Origin of the sequence: Peribacillus faecalis (assembly GCF_014712675.1) — a bacterium.
Classification (GTDB): Bacteria; Bacillota; Bacilli; order Bacillales; family DSM-1321; genus Bacillus_AD; species Bacillus_AD faecalis.
The window spans coordinates 183,224-204,242 of record NZ_JACXSI010000023.1 but is presented as its reverse complement, the minus strand read 5'-3'; the positions used below and the strand labels follow the sequence as shown (position 1 = coordinate 204,242).

The following is a 21,019-nucleotide window of genomic DNA, read 5'->3' as shown; positions in this document are numbered from 1 at the left end:
CCTGAAAGATGATCAGGTTGATAGGTTGGAGATGGAAGTGCGGCGACGCATGGAGTTGACCAATACTAATCGAACGAGGACTTAACCAAATAGAAAAGCGAAGGCGACTGTTCAGTTTCGTTAGGAGTTGGAGGGTTGACACGAAAAATCCCGGTTTTGGATTTGAGTGGCAAACCGAAACGACCGAGAAACTAGGAGCCGTAGCTGGACAATACAACGTGTTTTTAAGCAAATTACTTACCTTCTGTTATCTAGTTTTGAAGGAATAAACCTTTTTAAAAAAATATTGTCTGGTAATGATGGCGAAGAGGCCACACCCGTTCCCATTCCGAACACGGAAGTTAAGCTCTTCAGCGCCGATGGTAGTTGGGGGTCTCCCCCTGTGAGAGTAGGACGTTGCCGGGCAAGATGAAGATCAGCTGATGAAGCTGGTCTTTTTTTGTGTCATAAAATAACTGAACCGAAGGTTCAGAGTTAAGAAGCTAACCTCTTAGGACTGAATACAAAATTAAAACTGCCCAAACCCGGTGAAGGAGAAGCAAGAAGGTCGAGGAAATGAGGGAGTGACGCCCGGAGCGTACGGTGTACGTGAGGACGGAACGAGTGAAATGGACGAAGAGATTCGCCGCTTATCGTTCGCCGGGAGTCGAATACGGAAGTTAAGCTCGCGCGCCGATGGTAGTTGGGGGTCTCCCCCTGTGAGAGTAGGACGTTGCCGGGCAAGATGAAGATCAGCTGATGAAGCTGGTCTTTTTTTGTTCTATAAGTACGTATTAGTAAGACTTGAATAAAAATGGTTTGTCGCTCAATAAAACTACAAAAATCAGGGTAGGATAGAGAAAGCAAATTGAAGAGAAGAGAACTATAAGAATTAACACACAAAAATTACCATAAACAAGGAGTTTGTATTTTTGTATATTTAAGGCAGTACAGAATTAATTGAAAAGGAGGTCCAACTACTGCAACATGCAGCGGGAGGGCTTCTATTACATTTTAGAAATAGGAGAGATCATAATGGAACCAATATTTTTTGAACCTGTCTTTAAAGAGAGAATTTGGGGAGGTACGAAGCTTGAAAGCTTTGGTTATAAACTTCCTTCCACTCAAACAGGGGAATGCTGGGCGTTTTCTGCTCATCCGAACGGACCGAGCGTTGTAAAAAACGGCCGGTATCAAGGGCAAACGCTGGCGGATTTATGGGGTAGCCATCGAGAGTTATTCGGCGGTTTAGAAGGTGACACTTTCCCTCTATTAACAAAAATATTGGATGCAAATGCTGATTTGTCTGTTCAGGTACATCCGAATGATAATTATGCAAAGGCGAATGAAAATGGTGAACTTGGCAAAACAGAATGCTGGTACATTATAGATTGTGAAGAAGGGGCAGAGCTTATATACGGTCATCATGCTCAGACGAAAGAGGAATTGCAAAGCATGATTGATGAAGGAGAATGGGACAAGTTACTTCGAACTGTACCGATCAAGAAGGGCGATTTCTTTTATGTGCCAAGCGGGACAGTACATGCGCTTTGCAAAGGAACACTAGTATTAGAAACGCAGCAAAACTCCGATACAACGTACCGTTTATACGATTATGACCGAAAAGATGCTGAGGGCAATTTGCGCGAATTACATTTAGATAAGTCAAAGGATGTGATCACTGTTCCATTTCAGGAGGAACAGCTTGTATTCGACACAACAAAGCATGGGGGTGTCAATATAACGCATTTTGTGGAAAATGACTTCTTCACCGTTGATAAATGGGAGGTCAATGGCCAAGCAGAATTTGAACAAGAATATCCGTTTTTATTATGCAGTGTCATTGATGGCAATGGAGTGCTGGTCCATAAGAATAAGGAGTATACATTAGAGAAGGGCTCACATTTCTTATTACCGAGTCAGTTCGGACAGTTTACACTAAATGGTGAAATGGAACTAATTGTCTCTCATGTATAATATAAATAGAAGAAAACCGCTTACCGAGTGTGAGCGGTTTTTTGTGTTTTGCCGAATTTGCAGTTTGATGTATGAGCGTTTTTGGTAGGTTTCGTTAATGAAAATTCAAAATGTGATTAATTTGTGTATGATTTGTGAAAAAAAGAACAAAAAAAGGTAAAAGTGGAAGACTATTTATGATTGTTTTTGACTGAAAATGATTGAAAGTGACTGTTTGTTCATTTATACTATTTTTATCAACTACAAGGGAAGTGTTGAGTTGTTAACGACAGAGCGTCATCGAATCATTATGGAGTTGTTAGCGAAGCATGGAGTTGTCAGTTTAAAAATGATTGTTCAACAAACGAATTCTTCTGAATCAACAATCAGAAGAGATTTAGCTTTGCTGGAAGAAAACGGCTTATTACGGAGGGTTCATGGCGGGGCAAAACTTCCGCTCTCGAAAATTGATGAACCTACTATGAAGGATAAGACCGATAAAAGTTTGGTTGAAAAGAAAGCGATTGCAAAGGTTGCGGTTGATACAATTCACGATGGTGACTGCATTTATCTTGATGCAGGTACGACTGTTGAGCATATGCTGCCTTTTTTAGTTGAGAAGAAAATCATTGTGGTAACAAACGGGTTGATGCATATCGAAGCGCTGACGAATGCAGATGTGCCAACCTATTTATTAGGGGGGAAAATTAAAGCGAATACAAAAGCAATCGTGGGCTCAGCAGCACAGGAAAGCTTGAAGAAATATCGTTTTAATAAATCTTTTATTGGCATGAACGGTGTCGATTTGGAATTGGGATATACAACTCCTGATCCGGAAGAGAGCATCTTGAAGAGTATCGCAATGGAATTGGCTGAAGAAGCATTTGTACTAGCTGATCATACTAAATTTGGTGAAACCTTCTTCTCGAAGGTAGCTGATATACATGAAGCAACGATTATTACGAATAATAAAGATGAACTGCTTCTGAAACAATATAAAGAAAAAACAAAAGTGAAGGTTGTGACACCGTGATATATACAGTAACGCTTAATCCATCTATTGATTATATCGTTGAAGTTGATCATTTCCAGCTTGATCATCTGAACCGAATTGATCGCGAAAGCAAGTTCCCAGGTGGAAAGGGTATTAACGTTTCTCGAGTTTTAAATACAATTGATGTGCCATCTAAAGCTTTAGGGTTTGTAGGAGGCTTCACTGGCGGATTCATTCAAGATACGCTAGAAAATGAAGGCGTTCAAACAGACTTCGTAAAAGTGCAAGATGACTCTCGCATCAATATTAAGCTTAAAACAGGTGAAGAAACAGAGTTAAATGGTCAAGGTCCTGCATTAACTGCAGAAAACATCGAAGAGCTGAACAACAAACTTGAAGCATTGCAAGAAGGAGATATTCTTGTTCTAGCAGGAAGCATTCCTCCATCATTACCGAACACATTCTACTCTGAGCTGACACAAAAATTCAGCGCACGCGGAGTAAAAGTAGTAGTGGATGCAGGAGGGAAAATCCTTGCAGAAGTATTACAAGATAAACCATTCTTAGTAAAACCAAATCACCACGAATTAAGCGAGTTATTTGGAACGAAAATCACAACAGTTGAAGAAGTTATTCCATACGGTAAAAAAGTTGTAGAAATGGGCGCACAAAACGTCATCGTTTCTATGGCTGGCGACGGAGCGCTTCTTTTCACAAATGGTGAAGTTTATACAGCTACTATTCCTAAAGGGAAGGTATTGAATTCTGTTGGAGCTGGTGACTCACTTGTAGCAGGATTTATCGGAACTTACTCAAAGGAACAAGATTTTGTTAAGGCATTCCAAACAGCAGTAGCAACTGGTAGTGCAACAGCATTTAGTCAAGACTTAGCAACTAAAGAAAAAATTGATTCATTAATGGATCAAGTTGTCATCACAAAACTATAATTAAAGGTGGTAAACGATGAAAATTACGGATTTATTGAAAAAAGATACCGTTATTCTCGACTTAAAAGCAACAACAAAAGTTGAAGTAATCGATGAATTAACGCAAAAGCTATATGATGCTGGACGTCTGAACAGCTTAGAAGGATATAAGGAAGCAATTTTAACAAGGGAAGGTCAAAGCACAACTGGTATCGGCGAAGGAATCGCGATTCCTCACGCGAAAACAGATGCTGTTAAAATCCCTTCAATCGCATTTGCTAAATCAGAAGCGGGTGTTGATTATGAATCACTAGACGGCCAACCAGCTCATCTGATTTTCATGATTGCAGCAAGCGCTGGAGCAAATAACGAACACTTAGAAACATTATCTCGTCTATCTATGCTATTAATGGATGCTGACTTCCGCAATAAATTATTAGGAGCTAAAACTCCGGATGAAGTTATCAGCATTATCGATGCAAAAGAAAGAGAAGAAGATGGTGAGGAAGAAGTAGAGCAAGTAGTAGAAACTGCTGAGGATGAAAAATTAATCCTTGCTGTAACAGCTTGTCCGACTGGTATTGCTCACACTTACATGGCGGCGGATGCTCTTAAAGGCCGTGCAAAAGAACGCGGTATTGCTTTCAAAGTAGAAACTAATGGTTCTACAGGAATCAAAGGTGAGTTAACAAAAGAAGAAATCGAAAAAGCGCATGCAATCATCGTTGCTGCTGATAAGCAAGTTGAAATGGACCGTTTCGCAGGCAAGCATGTTATTAAAGTACCTGTTGCGCAAGGTATCCGTAAAACTGATGAGCTTCTTGATCGTGCGTTAAAACAAGATGCGCCAGTTTACCAAGCAACAGGTGAAGGTTCTAGTAATGAAGAGTCAACTCGCTCAGAAGGCGGATTCAAAGAGTATGTTTATAAACCATTAATGAACGGTATCTCTAACATGCTTCCATTCGTTGTCGGCGGCGGTTTAATCGTTGCATTAGCATTCTTATTCGGTGGATATGAAACAAAAGGTGCTTTCGCTGAAGCTTTAAATACAATTGGTGGCGGAACAGCTCTTGGCTTAATGGTTCCGGTATTGGCTGCATTCATTGCAAGTGCAATCGGTGACCGTCCTGCATTCGCTCCTGGTATGGTCGGCGGTTTGTTAGCAGTTAATGGTGGAGCAGGTTTCTTAGGCGGTTTAATTGCTGGTTTCCTTGCAGGTTACGTAATTTTAGGTCTAAAGAAATTGTTCTCTTATTTACCACAGTCTCTTGAAGGTTTAAAACCGACACTATTATATCCATTATGTGGTACTCTAGTTGTTGGTCTATTAATGATTTTCGTTATTAACACACCAATCGCGTTTATCATGGACGGATTGATGAATTTCTTAAATGGTCTTTCTGGCGCTAATGCAGTAGTATTAGGTTTAGTTCTAGGCGGCATGATGGCAATCGATATGGGTGGTCCATTCAACAAAACTGCCTTCGCATTCGGTATTGCAATGGCTGCTTCTGACAACTTTGCGCCACAAGCAGCTACTATGATTGGTGGTATGGTTCCGCCTCTAGGATTAGCTTTAGCAACAACATTCTTTAAAAATAAATTTACTCAAGCTGAAAGAGAATCAGGTAAAACAAACTACATCATGGGTCTTTCTTTCATTACAGAAGGTGCGATTCCATTTGCGGCAGCTGACCCGATTCGCGTAATCGTTAGCTGTATAATTGGTTCTGCTCTTGCAGGTGCATTAGCAATGTTCTTCGGATGTATATCTCAAGCTCCACACGGTGGAATCTTCGTAATCTGGGCAATCAGCAATCCAATTATGTATGTTGTATCATTATTGATCGGATCAATTGTAACAGCATTACTAGTTGGTTTCTGGAAAAAGCCTGTAGCGGAAAGACTTTAATAAGTTAACCAAACAAGCAGTTGCTGGCTGAAGTTTAGACGGCGCTGCTTGTTTTTTTATGCTCTAAGAAAGTACATAAATTGGCGACAAAGTAGAAAATTCGACGTATTTGTCAATTTTAAAGTCTATAGTACAAGTGCAACTAGACCTTTACCTACGCCCTATCAGTCTTGTCAAAGGCAAGTTTTCTTTACAACAAAACACCGAATTACCATTAACTGCTTTTGACGATAATATCGTTATTTGATACCGTTAATATATAAATTAACAAGCCCTTTAACAGGAGTTAAAGGGGATTTTTTTGGGTACATATACTATATGTTGTATTATTATGAATATCAAATGTCAATATATAGAGAATGGGGGATATGGAATGATTAAGGAAGTATACAAACGAGACGGAAGAAAAATTCCTTTTAATAAAGAAAGAATTACAAGGGCAATCTATTTAGCGGCTGAAGAAGTATCCAAAAGAGAAGGTACGGAAGCAGACTACCATATGTCAGAACAATTGGCTGATGAAGTGGTAACAAAAATCAATCAAAACTTCTTTGGGAAAACACCGAATGTTGAGGATATTCAAGATGCGGTTGTTAAAGTACTGATTGAAACGGGTCATGCTAAAACAAGCGAGCAATACATTTTATATAGAGCTGAACGCAGCCGTGTTCGCGATTCACAAAGTCGTTTAATGAAAGAAATAAAGGAAATCACTTTTTCTGATGCAGATGCAGCTGATGTGAAACGTGAAAATGCCAATATCGACGGAAACACAGCAATGGGGACAATGTTGCAATACGGAAGTGCGGTTTCTAAGGAATTTTGCAAAACTAATATGTTAAAGCCTGAACATACAAAGGCACATGAAGCGGGTGAAATTCATATTCATGATATGGACGTGCGCCCAGATAGGGTTATTGCGTAAGACACTCATGAGTGTCAGTAGCGAGTCGTATCGCTCAAGTACCAGCTGACTTATCCGGAATGGAAACACGAAGGGGAGTATAGCATGTCAGTCAAGAATCGTAAGTTCTTAAAGCGATATAAAAAAGAACGGTACGTAATGGTATGGTATTGGTTACGAGGAATAAAGCTAGACTGCTTGAAGAATAGTCTGAGTGGTTTTATCGTGGACAGTTAAGAATTATCGCTGAAACTTAACTCTCATTAAATCAGTTGAACTGATAATGTACTTTCAGACAAGTCCATTCTGAACAGTATAATACGACAGAAAATGAGCACAACTATTAGTTAATAGTGAAAGACGAAAGTTCATTCCGACAAACCAATGAAATTAACTATATGCAATAATTAACTGGGGATTGCCTAAGTAGGAATGGTTAAGAAATCTTTGACCTATGTGTAATGCCTTTGGGTGATAAATTTCAAGGTGAATAGCTAAGAAAGATGACACTGAATATCCTATATGGTAACGGAGTTCTCGTAGTAGTCCGAGATAGGGAAAGCCTATTACATGGCGAAGGAGAACAGTTTATACTGTCTTGAACAAAATAGAAAGGAGTGTAATACTCTTGCAAAGTTCTAAAATAGTGATAGACAACTTGTCAAAACATGCCAATAAAGAGAATTACAAATACAACAGATTATATAGACATATGTACAATGAGGAATTCTACATTAAAGCATACGCAAAATTATCAAGAAACAGAGGTAGTAGTACCAAAGGTGTTGATAATGAAACTGCTGATGGATTCAGTATCGAAACGGTACAGAGGTTGATAGCATCTCTAAAAGACGAAAGCTATCAACCGAATCCAGTAAGAAGAACTCATATCCCAAAGAAAAATTCTGATAAGAAAAGACCAATTGGCATACCATCGTTTTCAGATAAGCTAGTCCAGGAAGTGTGTAGAACAATATTAGAGGCTATATACGAGCCTAATTTCTCAGATAACTCTCATGGATTTCGTCTTGAAAGAAGTTGTCATTCTGCTCTCAATAAAGTACAAAATAGTTTTACAGGTTCTAAATGGTTCATAGAAGGTGATATAAAAGGCTTCTTTGATAATATTAATCATAATAAAATGATTGAGATATTACGAAGAAGGATTACAGATGAAAAATTTATACGCCTTATATGGAAATTTCTAAGAGCAGGTTATTTGGAGGATTGGAAATTCCATAATTCATATAGCGGTACACCGCAAGGTGGAATAATATCCCCGATATTAGCAAATATATACTTAAATGAGTTTGATAATTTCGTTGAGAGAACGCTAAAAGAAGAATTCGATAAAGGTGATAGGATGAAAGGTAGAAAAGTTCATCCTAAATATCGATTATGGAATGAGAGAATCATTCATCTGAATAAGAAAATGAAATCTATGTCAAATAGAAGCGATATAAAAGAAGCTCTAAAACTTAAAGAAATGTACAGAAAAGAGAGAAGCAGATTCCCAAGATGGGATAATCGAGATACTTCATATAAGAAAATAGATTATGTACGATATGCAGATGACTTCTTAGTTGCAGTATATGGTAGCAAAGAAGATTGCGTAGCGCTTAAAAAGAAAATGAAGGATTTCCTTGCGGAAGAATTGCAACTTGAATTATCTGAAGAGAAAACATTGATAACACACACAACAAAGGAAGCAAAATTCCTAGGATATAGCATAAGCATATATCATTCTAATCAAGTCAAGAAAGATAAAAACGGTATCCCAAAGAAAACGTTAAATGGAAGAATTCGTTTACGAATACCGGAAGGTAGCCTACAGAAGTGGGTTAGCGAAAAAGGGCTTGTAAAAGATATGAATGCTAAAAGTTGGAGAATGATGCATAGAAAAGAATTACTACAAAACTCAGACTTAGAAATAATTTCACAAGTTAATGCTGAAATTAGAGGATTGTATAATTACTTCTGTATGGCTGAAAACGTAAGTACAGTAATGAACATGTACTATCATGCACAAGAGTATAGTTGCCTCAAAACTTTTGCTAATAAATACAGAACAACAGTTGTCGAGATTAGGAAGAGATTCAGAATCGGTGACAATTGGGGAATAAAATATTATGGAAAAGATGGTAAAGAAAAATACCAAGAATTCTATAATAAAGGGTTCAAACGTATTAAGCAGGGTAAAGCAGGTAAATCATTAGATAATAAAGTGGTTAACTTCTATGCCACAAGAACACAATTGGAAGATAGAATCAGAGCAAATTCTTGCGAATTGTGTGGAATTTCTGGTGATGAACATGAATATGAAGTACATCACGTTAATAAGGTCAAAAACTTAAAGGGAAAAGAAAATTGGGAAAAAGTAATGATAGCAAAAAGAAGAAAAACTCTAGTGGTATGTAAACACTGTCATAGAAAAATACATAATGGTGTATTTGACGGACAGAAAATAAAATGACAAGTGTATAGATGGGGAGCCGTATACATCGAGAGGTGTACGTACGGTTCTGCGGGGGGTTCCTGGAAACTTACTATAGAAATATAGCAAAGCGCTGGGTGCCTACCCTACTTTATGAATATGGGTACGCTGACTTGCTGTCAAATTGATTTACTGAAGTTGTTTAAAGGTGGCTTCTCAACAGGTCACGGCTTCTTGCGTGAGCCAAATGACATCATGAGCTATGCGGCGCTTGCAGCAATCGCGATTCAAAGCAACCAAAATGACCAGCATGGCGGTCAAAGTATACCATTCTTTGATTACGGTTTAGCTGATGGTGTCAAAAAGACATTCCGCAAATCTTATGCAAGTCACTTACAGCAAGGTCTGGAGCTTATGTTGGACCTGGAAGATGAAGAGCTGACAGATATGAAGGGCTTTATCGAAAAAGTTGAAGAGGTAAGCAATACAATGCTTCAGCTGTCATTGGCAGATGAATATAAAGCATCCGAACAACAGCTGTTGATGGAACAGTTCAACATCGATGAAAAACTAGCAGGCAAAATTCAGCGCTTTGCGTATAAAGAAGCTTCTAAAGAAACGAAACGCAAAACATATCAGGCAATGGAGGCATTCATTCATAACTTAAATACAATGCATTCACGTGCAGGAGCTCAAGTTCCATTTTCAAGTGTGAACTTTGGTACGGACACTTCTGCAGAAGGACGTATGGTGACTGAGAACCTTCTACTAAGTGTTGAAAGCGGACTTGGTAACGGTGAAACACCTATTTTCCCAATCCTGATCTTCAAAGTGAAAGAGGGCATCAGTTTAAATCCTGGCGATCCGAACTATGATTTGTTTAAGTTGGCATGTCGTGTATCTGCGAAGCGCCTATTCCCGAACTTCAGCTTCCTTGATGCGCCGTTCAATGCGCAATACTACGTGGAAGGCAGACCGGAAACAGAAGCGACATACATGGGTTGCAGAACAAGGGTATTAGGCAATGAGTGCGGCGATGATGTAGTCAGCGGCCGAGGCAATCTTTCTTTCACAACAATCAACTTGCCCCGTCTTGGCATTAAGCATGGTATCTTAACACATGAGCAAGCGGATTTGGATGGTTTCTTCAAAGAACTTGATGAGAAGCTTGATTTAGTTATCGACCAACTGTTAGAGCGTATGCAAGTTCAAGGCAGCAAACGCGTGAAGAACTTCCCATTCCTGATGGGTCAACACGTATGGAGAGGTTCAGAGAACTTAAGCCCGGATAGTACGCTTGAAGAAGTCATTAAGCAAGGTACATTAACTGCCGGCTTTATCGGCTTGGCGGAATGCTTGAAAGCTTTAATCGGCGAGCATCATGGCGAAAGTAAAGAAGCGCAAGAATTAGGTCTGAAAATCATTTCTCATATGCGTAAGAGAATGGATGACGCAGCTAAGCAGTACCAGTTAAACTTCTCATTAATCGCAACGCCTGCTGAAGGCTTATCAGGAAGATTTACAGCGATTGACCGTAAAAAATACGGCAAAATTGAAGGTGTGACAGACCGTGATTACTATACGAATTCTTTCCACGTTCCCGTTTATTACAAAATCGGCGCATTTGATAAAGTGGCACTTGAAGCGCCATATCATGAGCTGACAAATGCAGGACATATTACGTATATTGAATTGGATGGTAATCCGACTAACAACCTTGAAGCGTTTGAAACGATTATTCGCTCAATGAAAGAGCTTGGCATCGGTTACGGAAGTATTAATCATCCGGTTGACCGCGACCCTGTATGCGGTTATTCAGGCGTGATTGAAGGCAATGTATGCCCGAACTGCGGCCGCAACGAAGAAGACAGCCAAATCAAATTTGATCGAATCAGAAGGATCACTGGCTACTTAGTTGGGACAGTAGACCGTTTCAACAACGCGAAGAAGGCAGAAGTACATGACCGTGTGAAACACATGTAATAGATTATTTTGGAGGTTATTCAGCTATGCAAGTAAGACTGGCAGCGCCTTTAACATTCGACAGCATAGTGGATGGCCCTGGCCTGCGCACCGTGATTTGGACACAGGGCTGTCCGCATCTGTGCCCGGGATGTCACAATCCGCAAACACATGATATGCAGGCAGGCTTTATGATGAACGCAGAAGATATTATAAAGCAAATAAAAGCAACAAAACTTCAAAGAGGGATTACACTCTCAGGGGGAGAACCGTTCCTTCAATCGGAAGCATTACTCGATATTGCCCGTGAAGCGAAGCAGATTGGCTTAGATGTCTGGGCCTATACCGGTTTCCGTTATGAAAACTTAATTAATGATAAAAACCCGAACTGCGAGCACAACAAGAACTTATTGCAGTATGTAGATACGCTCGTAGACGGACGTTTCATGGAACAATTGAAATCTGTGCACTTATTATTCAGAGGATCCTCTAACCAACGAATTATCAACGTGCAGCAATCTCTGCTGCACAGTGAAGTCGTCTGCTTTGAGGAATATATGCAAGAAGAAAGAGGCTGTTGAGACGACAGCCTCTTTTTTGATGTCCTTGGAACGATAAACTAGCAAATAAGAGTGGCTTTTTGCTCAATTATAGCTGGTACTGCCGGTCGGACGAATTATTTGAAAACGGGTGAATTAATTCCGAGAATGGTTGAATTAGCTGTAGAAGCGGGTGAATTGTTTGTGAAAGTAGATGAATATATGTAAAAGTGGAAGAATTACAGAGGAAAGCTGCTTCATTTCGTCGAGGAACCTAGCGGATGATAGCCAGCTACTAGTTACATGCTTAATTTAGGCGTGAAAAGTGCCTTTGTGCAAGTTTGATTTATTTAAAGCAGATATTATTCGTTGATTGAAGCGGAAAGCGTCCGCCCATAGCGAAAATCGACAGCACCAACCAATGGACAGCTTTACTTAAATAAATAGCTTAGGTTAAACTAACAACAGCTAAGAAACCGTATGGAGGTAAAAAACATTTATGGCAGCAAAGAAAAAGTTTGAAGTAGAAGAAAATGAAACAATCGGCATGTGCTTAGATCGCATGAAAGAGGAAGGCTATATGCCGGTCAAACGGATTGAAAAGCCGATTTTTAAAGAAGTTATTGTAAATGGGGAAAAAAATTATGAGCCGGCAGGCCAAAAAATAATCTTTGAAGCAAAGAAAACGGACCTAAAAGCGAACGATTAAACAATTTTAGTTTGTTATCGTTCGATTATTAGTTGACAATATAGACGTTTGGTTGTTAAGATGTAACTACAATAAATGATAGTCTCTTGTATAATCTTGGGGATATGGCCCATAAGTTTCTACCTGATTACCGTAAATAATCAGACTATGAGAGGAAGTACATACTATATGGACATGATGGTTCTTTTTGTCAAAAGGGAAAAAGAACCATTCAATTTGCCCGAATAGCTTGCTTTCTCTTGTATTAAGTAATCCATTCGGGCATTTCTATGCATGGAAATACATGACATCTTAAGTCAGCAAATAAGCTTATACATTCTTGGAGGGAAAATAATGAAGCCTCAAGTCGGCGTAATTATGGGGAGTATTTCAGACTGGGAAACAATGAAGTATGCATGTGAAGTATTGGAAGAGTTACAGATTCCATTTGATAAAAAAGTAGTTTCAGCACATAGAACACCTGATTTAATGTTTCAATATGCAGAAACAGCGCGAGAATCAGGTTTGAAGGTTATTATTGCAGGTGCGGGAGGAGCGGCGCATTTACCGGGAATGGTAGCGGCGAAAACGACTTTACCTGTTATTGGTGTGCCCGTGCAATCAAAAGCATTGAACGGTTTGGACTCTTTACTGTCAATCGTGCAAATGCCCGGCGGTGTTCCAGTAGCGACAGTGGCAATCGGTAAAGCAGGAGCGACAAATGCAGGGTTACTTGCGGCACAAATGTTGTCGGCATTTGATGAACAATTGGCAGAAAAGCTGGAAACAATGCGAAATGAGACGAAGGAAAAGGTGCTTGAGACAAGTGAACAACTTAAATAAAGTCATTTTACCAGGTCAAACAATCGGCATTATCGGCGGCGGACAGCTTGGAAGAATGATGGCTCTCGCAGCTAAAGCTTCCGGTTTTAAAATTGCAGTTCTCGATCCGACGCCTGACTGTCCCTGCGGTCAAGTAGCGGATATTGAAATAACAGCAAACTACGATGATTTGGATGCATTGCAGCAGCTTGCTCGGGTAAGTGATGTCATTACATTCGAATTTGAAAATATAAACGGCGAAGCATTGGATACATTATTAAATAATGCTTACGTCCCGCAAGGCTCGGAGCTTTTGAAAATCAGTCAAAACCGAATCATTGAGAAACGGACGATAACAGAAAGCGGCGCGAAAGTAGCTCCTTACGCTGTAATTAAAACGAAAGATGATTTGACTGAGCAAGTTGGGATTATCGGTTTTCCATGCGTTTTGAAAACAGCTACCGGAGGGTATGATGGAAAAGGACAACATGTTTTGAAAAGCAAAGAAGATGTGGCGGAAGCAGTAAAGCTTCTTGGGCAGTCTGATTGCGTATTAGAGACTTGGATTAACTTCTCGAAAGAAATTTCCGTTATTGTTGCCAGAAACGTCGACGGAGAAACAAAGGTTTTCCCTGTAGCTGAGAATATACATCACGATAATATTTTGCATCAAAGCATTGTCCCGGCACGAATCACCGAAGAAACAGAGCAATTAGCTAATAAGCAAGCAATCTTAATCGCCAATTCCATGAATATGGTCGGTATACTTGCCGTTGAGATGTTTGTGACAGAGGATGGCGACATTTATATTAATGAACTGGCGCCGCGTCCGCACAACTCTGGTCATTATACGATGGAAGCTTGTGAGACTTCGCAATTCGAACAGCACATTCGAGCGGTTTGTAATTGGAAGCTTGGTGATACAACACTGTTAAAGCCGGTTGTGATGGTCAACATCTTAGGTGAGCATATGGATGCATTAATGGAAAACATTCCGAAACTAGACAACTGGAAAATCCATTTGTACGGAAAATCAGAGGCTAAGCTTAAGCGGAAGATGGGGCATGTCAATATACTAAGAGACAATACGGATCTTGCTCTCAAAGAAGCAGAGCAAAGTAAAATTTGGTCATAAGCAATAGATTTGGAGGAACAAAAACATGATTGGACGTTATACAAGACCTGAAATGGGCGCGATTTGGACGGAAGAGAACCGCTTTAAAGCATGGCTGGAAGTTGAGATTCTTGCATGTGAAGCATGGTCAGAATTAGGAGTTATTCCGAAAGAGGATGTAAAGCTTCTTCGTGAAAATGCTTCATTCGATATTAATCGCATTGCGGAAATTGAATTAGAAACTCGCCATGATGTGGTAGCTTTTACTCGCGCAGTATCTGAAACGTTAGGAGAAGAACGCAAGTGGGTGCACTATGGTTTAACTTCTACAGACGTAGTAGATACAGCCAATTCATACTTGTTGAAGCAAGCAAATGATATTTTGCAAGCGGATATCGAGCGTTTCATTGAAATCTTAAAAAATAAAGCACTTGAATATAAATATACAGTTATGATGGGACGGACACACGGTGTACATGCTGAGCCAACGACATTTGGTTTGAAAATGGCACTTTGGTACGAAGAGATGAAACGTAATTTGGAGCGTTTTAAAGCAGGACGCGAAAGCGTAGAATACGGCAAAATTTCAGGTGCTGTCGGAACTTATGCTAATATCGATCCTTTTGTAGAAGCATACGTGTGTGAAAAGCTTGGTACAAAGCCAGCTCCAATTTCTACGCAAACATTGCAACGTGACCGTCATGCTCACTACATGAGCACACTAGCTTTAATAGCGACATCAATCGAGAAGTTTGCTGTTGAAGTTCGCGGTTTGCAAAAAAGTGAAACACGTGAAGTAGAAGAAGCATTTGCGAAAGGTCAAAAAGGCTCTTCAGCAATGCCGCATAAACGCAACCCGATCGGTTCGGAAAATATGACAGGTCTAGCACGTGTCATTCGCGGCTATATGATGACGGCTTATGAAAATGTTCCGCTATGGCATGAGCGTGATATTTCGCATTCATCTGCAGAACGTATCATTTTGCCGGATGCGACAATCGCATTGAACTACATGTTGAACCGTTTCGGAAATATCATTAAAAACTTAACAGTATTCCCGGAAAACATGAAACGCAATATGGATCGTACACTTGGCTTAATTTATTCTCAACGTGTATTGCTCGCATTGATTGATAAAGGGCTTGTTCGTGAGGAAGCTTACGACACAGTTCAACCGAAAGCGATGCAGGCCTGGGAAGAGCAAGTGCCATTCCGTTCATTGATTGAAGCAGATGAAAAAATCAAAAATTTGCTTTCAGCAGAAGAAATTGCTGATTGCTTTGACCCTACGTATCATTTGAAAAATGTTGATGTCATTTTCCAACGTGTAGGACTTGAAGGCTGATAAAACATTAGCATCTGTGAAGTGAGATTAATCTCACTTCACAGATGTGATTTCAAAAGACTGACTAGTACTAATATTGCTAATGTTGGGGGTTTATGCAGATGGAAAAAGGATCATTGCTTTACGAAGGAAAAGCAAAGAAAGTATATGCCACAAATGATGACAACATCGTTTGGCTTGAATATACCGATCAAGCTACAGCTTTTAACGGAGAAAAGAAGGCAGCTATTCAAGGTAAAGGCGTTTTAAATAACGAGATTACATGCCTGCTGTTTACAAAGCTTGAGAGTGCGGGAATTACTTCTCATTTTGTAAAAAAAATCTCCGACCGCGAGCACTTAGCGCGTAAGGTAAACATCATTCCGTTAGAGGTAGTCGTTCGTAACGTGGCGGCTGGCAGTTTTTCTAAGCGATTGGGAATCGAAGAGGGTGTTAAGCTTCGAAAGCCGATAATAGAGTTTTATTATAAAAATGATGCTTTAGGTGATCCGCTTCTGACAGATGCACACATTGATCTGCTGGAGATTGTTTCAGAGGATGAAAAGGCTGTAATCTCTGAGCAGGCTTTCCAAATCAATAATGTACTGACTGAATTTTTTGAATATATAAATATTAGATTGATAGATTTTAAGCTTGAGTTCGGAAAAACGGAAGCCGGAGATATTTTGCTGGCAGATGAAATTTCACCGGACACTTGCCGTCTATGGGATAGTGCGACAGGCGAAAAACTCGACAAAGATGTATTCCGTCGGGATTTAGGGAATATAACAGATGCATATGAAGAGATTTTAACTAGACTTGGAGGAACGAAGCATGTATAAAGTGAAGGTTTATGTAACATTACGAGAAAGTGTATTAGATCCACAAGGGACGGCTGTGCAACATTCATTAAACAGCCTTTCATATACAGAAATCAGCGATGTCCGCATCGGTAAATATATGGAATTGACGATTGAGAAGAGCGATCGCAATGTAAATGAAGTAGTAAAAGAAGTATGTGAAAAGTTGCTAGTGAATACTGTTATAGAAGACTACCGCTACGATGTTGAGGAGGTTGTCGCTCAGTGAAGTTCGCAGTGATCGTATTTCCTGGCTCAAACTGTGATGTCGATATGTATCATGCCATCAAAGATGAGCTTGGAGAAGAAGTAGAATATGTTTGGCATACAGAAACAGATTTATCCTCATATGACGGCATTTTGCTGCCGGGAGGTTTCTCATACGGAGACTATCTTCGCACAGGCGCTATCGCACGCTTCTCGAATGTAATGGAGCAAGTGATTAAAGCAGCGAACGAAGGCAAACCGGTTTTGGGTGTTTGCAATGGCTTCCAAATTTTATTGGAGGCAGGCTTGCTTCCCGGCGCGATGAGAAGAAATGAAAGCTTGCATTTCATTTGCCGTAACGTGTCTTTAAAGGTCGAAAACAATAAAACAATGTTCACGAACCTTTACGAAGAAAATGAAGTGATTACTATTCCGATTGCCCACGGTGAAGGCAACTACTATTGCGATGAAGAAACACTTCAAAAGCTGAAAGAAAACAATCAAATCGCATTCACATATGGTGGAACAAATCCGAACGGCAGCTTAGCGGATATTGCTGGTATTACGAACGAACGCGGAAATGTATTGGGAATGATGCCACATCCTGAGCGTGCTGTCGATGCGTTATTAGGAAGTGCAGACGGATTAAAATTATTTAAATCAATCGTTAAACATTGGAGGGAATCAAATGTCGTTACTGCTTGAGCCAAGTCCGGCACAGATTGAATCAGAAAAAATATATGCAGAGATGGGACTTTCTCCTGAAGAATTCGATATGGTGAAGAAAATTTTAGGTCGTCTTCCTAACTACACGGAAATCGGATTATTTTCGGTAATGTGGTCAGAGCATTGCTCTTACAAAAACTCCAAACCGGTATTGAAAAAGTTCCCAATCACAGGAGAGAAAGTGCTTCAAGGTCCTGGAGAAGGAGCGGGTATCGTTGATATCGGCGATAACCAAGCGGTTGTATTTAAAATTGAAAGCCATAATCATCCTTCAGCAATTGAGCCATACCAAGGCGCAGCTACAGGTGTGGGTGGTATCATTCGTGACGTATTCTCAATGGGTGCTCGCCCTATTGCTCTATTAAACTCGCTTCGTTTCGGTGAGCTGGACAATGCACGCACGAAATACTTATTTAAAGAAGTAGTAGCCGGGATCGCAGGCTATGGAAACTGTATCGGCATTCCAACAGTCGGCGGAGAAATCCAGTTCGATAAATGCTATGAAGGCAATCCACTAGTAAACGCAATGTGCGTCGGGTTGATTGACCATAAAGATATTAAAAAAGGGCAAGCACACGGTGTCGGCAATACAGTGATGTATGTAGGCGCTAAAACAGGGCGCGATGGCATCCACGGAGCAACATTCGCTTCTGAAGAATTGACTGAAACGTCAGGCGATAATCGCCCTGCTGTTCAAGTTGGCGATCCGTTCATGGAGAAATTGTTACTTGAAGCATGTCTGGAGCTAATTCAAAGCGATGCATTAGTCGGTATTCAAGATATGGGTGCTGCCGGTTTAACAAGTTCATCAGCTGAAATGGCAAGTAAAGCCGGATCAGGTATTGAAATGAATCTGGACCTTGTCCCTCAACGTGAAACAGGCATGACAGCTTATGAAATGATGTTGTCTGAATCACAAGAGAGAATGCTGATCGTTGTTAAAAAAGGCCGCGAGCAAGAAATCGTCGACTTATTCTCGAAATATGATTTAGAAGCGGTGGCAGTCGGTGTTGTAACAGATGATAAACAACTTCGTTTGCTTCATAAAGGTGAAGTAGTAGCCGACGTTCCGGTTGATGCTTTAGCTGAAGATGCACCTGTATACCATAAGCCGTCTGAGGAACCTGCATACTATAGCGAGTTCCAAAACATGCACTTGGATACGCCAATCATCAGCGATTTTGGCCAAACATTAAAAGACCTACTTCAGCAGCCGACTATTGCGAGCAAAGAATGGGTATATGACCAATATGACTATATGGTGCGCACAAATACAGTTGTATCCCCAGGTTCGGATGCAGCGGTAGTACGCGTTCGCGGTACAAACAAGGCATTAGCGATGACGACAGACTGCAACTCCCGATATATTTACTTGGATCCGGTTGAAGGCGGTAAAATCGCTGTTGCAGAAGCTGCCCGCAATATCGTATGTTCCGGCGCTGAGCCATTGGCAATCACTGACTGCTTGAACTTCGGTAATCCGGAAAAACCGGAGATTTTCTGGCAAATTGAAAAAGCGGCAGACGGTATGAGCGAAGCTTGCCGTACTTTATCTACACCGGTAATTGGCGGAAACGTTTCTTTATACAACGAAACAAACGGTGAAGCTGTTTACCCGACACCTGTAATCGGTATGGTCGGCCTCGTTTCTGACATGAAACATGTTACAACGCAAAACTTCAAAAAAGTCGGAGATGTTATTTATTTAATTGGAGAAAGCAAAGAAGAATGGGGCGGAACGGAGCTTCAAAAAATGCTTCACGGCAAAGTGTTCGGAAAAGCTCCATCTATCGACCTTGATGTAGAATTAAAGCGTCAAAAGCAGTTGCTAGAGGCTATTCGTTTAGGAGTTATCGCTTCAGCGCATGACTTGGCAGAAGGTGGCTTAGCCGTTGCTTTAGCAGAATCATTATTCGGAACAGAGCTTGGGGCAAACGTAACCATTAATGGTGATGCAGCAGTTGAATTATTCAGCGAGGCTCAATCTCGTTTCTTAGTGTCAGTGCCGCAAACATATACGAAAGCATTTGAAAGTATCATTGATGATGCAATCAAAATCGGTGAAGTAGTAAATGGAGCAGATATGACTATTTTAGATAATGAAAAGCATGTTGTATTAAAAGAAAACGTTAAAGAGTTGGAATCTGCTTGGAAAGGGGCTATTCCATGCTTGCTGAAATAAAAGGACTCAACGAAGAATGCGGTGTATTTGGTGTTTGGGGTCATGAGGATGCAGCGCAGCTGACGTATTATGGTTTGCATAGCCTTCAGCACCGTGGTCAAGAGGGAGCTGGAATGGTTTTGACAGACGGCGAAAAGCTGACTGGCGTAAAAGGTGAAGGACTGGTTATGGAGGTTTTTACTGCTGAACGTATGAAAGAAGTCAGTGGTAAAGGCTCTATCGGCCATGTGCGCTATGCAACAGCGGGAGGCGGTGGCTATGAAAACGTTCAGCCGCTCCTTTTCCACTTCCAAAATGAAAGCATGGCACTAGCGCATAACGGTAATTTGATTAATGCGACGCAATTAAAAGCACAGCTGGAGTCTCAAGGCAGTATTTTTCAAACTTCTTCTGATACGGAAGTAGTCGCTCACTTAATTAGACGCTCTGGTTTCACATCATTAAAAGATCGTGTAAAAAATGCGCTAAGCTTAGTGAAAGGTGCGTATGCATTCTTGTTTATGGGCGAGAAGCAATTAATTCTTGCGCGTGACCCATACGGTTTGCGTCCTTTGTCTCTAGGAATGATCGGCGATGCTTATGTCATCGCATCGGAAACGTGTGCGCTTGATTTAGTGGGGGCAAGATTTGTCCGCGATATTGAACCGGGTGAATTGGTTGTTATCACAGACGAAGGCATCACATCGGAGTTTTTCGCAGTAGCCAATAAACGTGCGATGTGTGCAATGGAATACGTGTATTTCTCTCGTCCTGATAGCGATATTGACGGTATTAATGTCCATACAGCGCGCAAAAACTTAGGCAAAAAGCTCGCAGCCGAGGCTCTAATTGAAGCGGATGTTGTAACCGGTGTGCCAGATTCAAGCATCTCAGCAGCAATTGGTTATGCTGAAGCAGCAGGTATCCCATACGAAATGGGTCTAATCAAAAATAGATATATCGGCCGTACATTCATTCAGCCGTCACAAGCGCTTCGTGAGCAAGGCGTTAAGATGAAGCTTTCACCAGTTCGCGGCGTTGTAGAAGGCAAGCGTGTCATCATGGTCGATGATTCCATCGTGCGCGGTACGACAAGCCGAAGAATCGTCAGAATGCTGAAGGAAGCAGGCGCAACGGAAGTGCATGTTGTCATCAGCTCACCGCCGATAAAAAACCCTTGCTTCTACGGCATTGATACATCGACGCGCGAGGAACTTATTGCGGCTCAACTTTCCGTCGAGGAAATAAGAGAAATGATTGAAGCAGATTCTCTAACATTCTTAAGCGTAGAAGGTATGGTCGAAGCAATCGGCAGACCGGATGCAGGAGAAACTGGCGGTCAGTGCCTAGCATGCTTTACCGGCAAGTACCCGACTGAAATTTACGAAGCATTAGAAAAACAACCAACACCTATTTCATAATGAACAAAAGCAGCATGGTTCATGCTGCTTTTTTACAGAGAGTAAGTGATTCAATCAATCGATTGATTGATTAATGAAATAACGACC

18 protein-coding genes, 2 rRNA genes and 1 riboswitch are annotated in these 21,019 nt (G+C 40.7%); all 20 genes read left to right on the top strand.

Annotation, left to right across the window (positions count from 1 at the left end):
* Positions 1-89: ribosomal RNA gene (locus IEO70_RS11010) — 23S ribosomal RNA — on the top strand; the annotation flags it as partial.
* Between the two features lie 200 nt (positions 90-289).
* Positions 290-405 (top strand): 5S ribosomal RNA (gene rrf, locus IEO70_RS11005).
* Between the two features lie 606 nt (positions 406-1,011).
* On the top strand, positions 1,012-1,956 hold the full coding sequence (gene manA, locus IEO70_RS11000; RefSeq protein ID WP_190998432.1) for a mannose-6-phosphate isomerase, class I: 945 nt from the start codon (positions 1,012-1,014) through the stop codon (positions 1,954-1,956).
* A gap of 259 nt (positions 1,957-2,215) precedes the next feature.
* Complete coding sequence (locus IEO70_RS10995) at positions 2,216-2,968, top strand: DeoR/GlpR family DNA-binding transcription regulator (RefSeq protein ID WP_235973574.1); 753 nt, start codon at positions 2,216-2,218, stop codon at positions 2,966-2,968.
* Positions 2,965-3,876, top strand: coding sequence for a 1-phosphofructokinase (gene pfkB, locus IEO70_RS10990; protein ID WP_190998413.1), 912 nt, complete (start codon positions 2,965-2,967; stop codon positions 3,874-3,876). Before IEO70_RS10995 ends, pfkB begins: the two co-directional genes overlap by 4 nt.
* 16 nt (positions 3,877-3,892) lie before the next feature.
* Positions 3,893-5,770 (top strand): PTS fructose transporter subunit IIABC, encoded by a 1,878-nt coding sequence (locus IEO70_RS10985; RefSeq protein ID WP_190998412.1) that lies wholly within the window; start codon positions 3,893-3,895, stop codon positions 5,768-5,770.
* 373 nt (positions 5,771-6,143) lie between these two features.
* Complete coding sequence (nrdD, locus tag IEO70_RS10980) at positions 6,144-6,695, top strand: anaerobic ribonucleoside-triphosphate reductase (protein ID WP_190998411.1); 552 nt, start codon at positions 6,144-6,146, stop codon at positions 6,693-6,695.
* A 607-nt stretch (positions 6,696-7,302) separates the two neighbouring features.
* Complete coding sequence (locus IEO70_RS10975) at positions 7,303-9,147, top strand: reverse transcriptase domain-containing protein (RefSeq protein ID WP_190998410.1); 1,845 nt, start codon at positions 7,303-7,305, stop codon at positions 9,145-9,147.
* A 114-nt stretch (positions 9,148-9,261) separates the two neighbouring features.
* Positions 9,262-11,091: an anaerobic ribonucleoside triphosphate reductase gene (locus tag IEO70_RS10970; RefSeq protein WP_235973573.1), complete on the top strand. Its 1,830-nt coding sequence runs from the start codon at positions 9,262-9,264 to the stop codon at positions 11,089-11,091.
* 26 nt (positions 11,092-11,117) lie between these two features.
* Positions 11,118-11,651, top strand: coding sequence for an anaerobic ribonucleoside-triphosphate reductase activating protein (gene nrdG, locus IEO70_RS10965; protein WP_190998409.1), 534 nt, complete (start codon positions 11,118-11,120; stop codon positions 11,649-11,651).
* 51 nt (positions 11,652-11,702) lie between these two features.
* The gene (locus IEO70_RS20200) at positions 11,703-11,837 is read left to right on the top strand and encodes a hypothetical protein (protein WP_268938735.1); all 135 of its coding nucleotides are present in this window, start codon (positions 11,703-11,705) and stop codon (positions 11,835-11,837) included.
* Positions 11,838-12,108: 271 nt separating this feature from the next.
* Positions 12,109-12,318 (top strand): NETI motif-containing protein, encoded by a 210-nt coding sequence (locus IEO70_RS10960; protein ID WP_190998408.1) that lies wholly within the window; start codon positions 12,109-12,111, stop codon positions 12,316-12,318.
* Positions 12,319-12,384: 66 nt separating this feature from the next.
* Positions 12,385-12,486: riboswitch (purine riboswitch) on the top strand.
* A gap of 165 nt (positions 12,487-12,651) precedes the next feature.
* On the top strand, positions 12,652-13,140 hold the full coding sequence (gene purE / locus IEO70_RS10955) for a 5-(carboxyamino)imidazole ribonucleotide mutase (protein WP_190998407.1): 489 nt from the start codon (positions 12,652-12,654) through the stop codon (positions 13,138-13,140).
* On the top strand, positions 13,124-14,254 hold the full coding sequence (purK, locus tag IEO70_RS10950) for a 5-(carboxyamino)imidazole ribonucleotide synthase (protein ID WP_328820918.1): 1,131 nt from the start codon (positions 13,124-13,126) through the stop codon (positions 14,252-14,254). The genes purE and purK overlap by 17 nt, the downstream gene beginning before the upstream one ends.
* A 25-nt stretch (positions 14,255-14,279) precedes the next feature.
* Entirely contained in the window at positions 14,280-15,578 is a 1,299-nt protein-coding gene (gene purB / locus IEO70_RS10945; RefSeq protein ID WP_190998405.1) for an adenylosuccinate lyase, read from the top strand.
* Between the two features lie 101 nt (positions 15,579-15,679).
* Complete coding sequence (gene purC, locus IEO70_RS10940; RefSeq protein ID WP_190998404.1) at positions 15,680-16,399, top strand: phosphoribosylaminoimidazolesuccinocarboxamide synthase; 720 nt, start codon at positions 15,680-15,682, stop codon at positions 16,397-16,399.
* The gene (gene purS, locus IEO70_RS10935; RefSeq protein ID WP_190998403.1) at positions 16,392-16,646 is read left to right on the top strand and encodes a phosphoribosylformylglycinamidine synthase subunit PurS; all 255 of its coding nucleotides are present in this window, start codon (positions 16,392-16,394) and stop codon (positions 16,644-16,646) included. Before purC ends, purS begins: the two co-directional genes overlap by 8 nt.
* Entirely contained in the window at positions 16,643-17,329 is a 687-nt protein-coding gene (gene purQ, locus IEO70_RS10930) for a phosphoribosylformylglycinamidine synthase subunit PurQ (RefSeq protein WP_190998402.1), read from the top strand. Before purS ends, purQ begins: the two co-directional genes overlap by 4 nt.
* Positions 17,313-19,532 (top strand): phosphoribosylformylglycinamidine synthase subunit PurL, encoded by a 2,220-nt coding sequence (gene purL / locus IEO70_RS10925; protein ID WP_190998401.1) that lies wholly within the window; start codon positions 17,313-17,315, stop codon positions 19,530-19,532. The genes purQ and purL overlap by 17 nt, the downstream gene beginning before the upstream one ends.
* Positions 19,517-20,932 carry an amidophosphoribosyltransferase gene (gene purF, locus IEO70_RS10920; protein ID WP_190998400.1) on the top strand — a complete coding sequence of 472 codons (1,416 nt, stop codon included), beginning with the start codon at positions 19,517-19,519 and terminating at the stop codon, positions 20,930-20,932. Before purL ends, purF begins: the two co-directional genes overlap by 16 nt.
* The last annotated feature ends 87 nt before the right edge of the window (positions 20,933-21,019 follow it).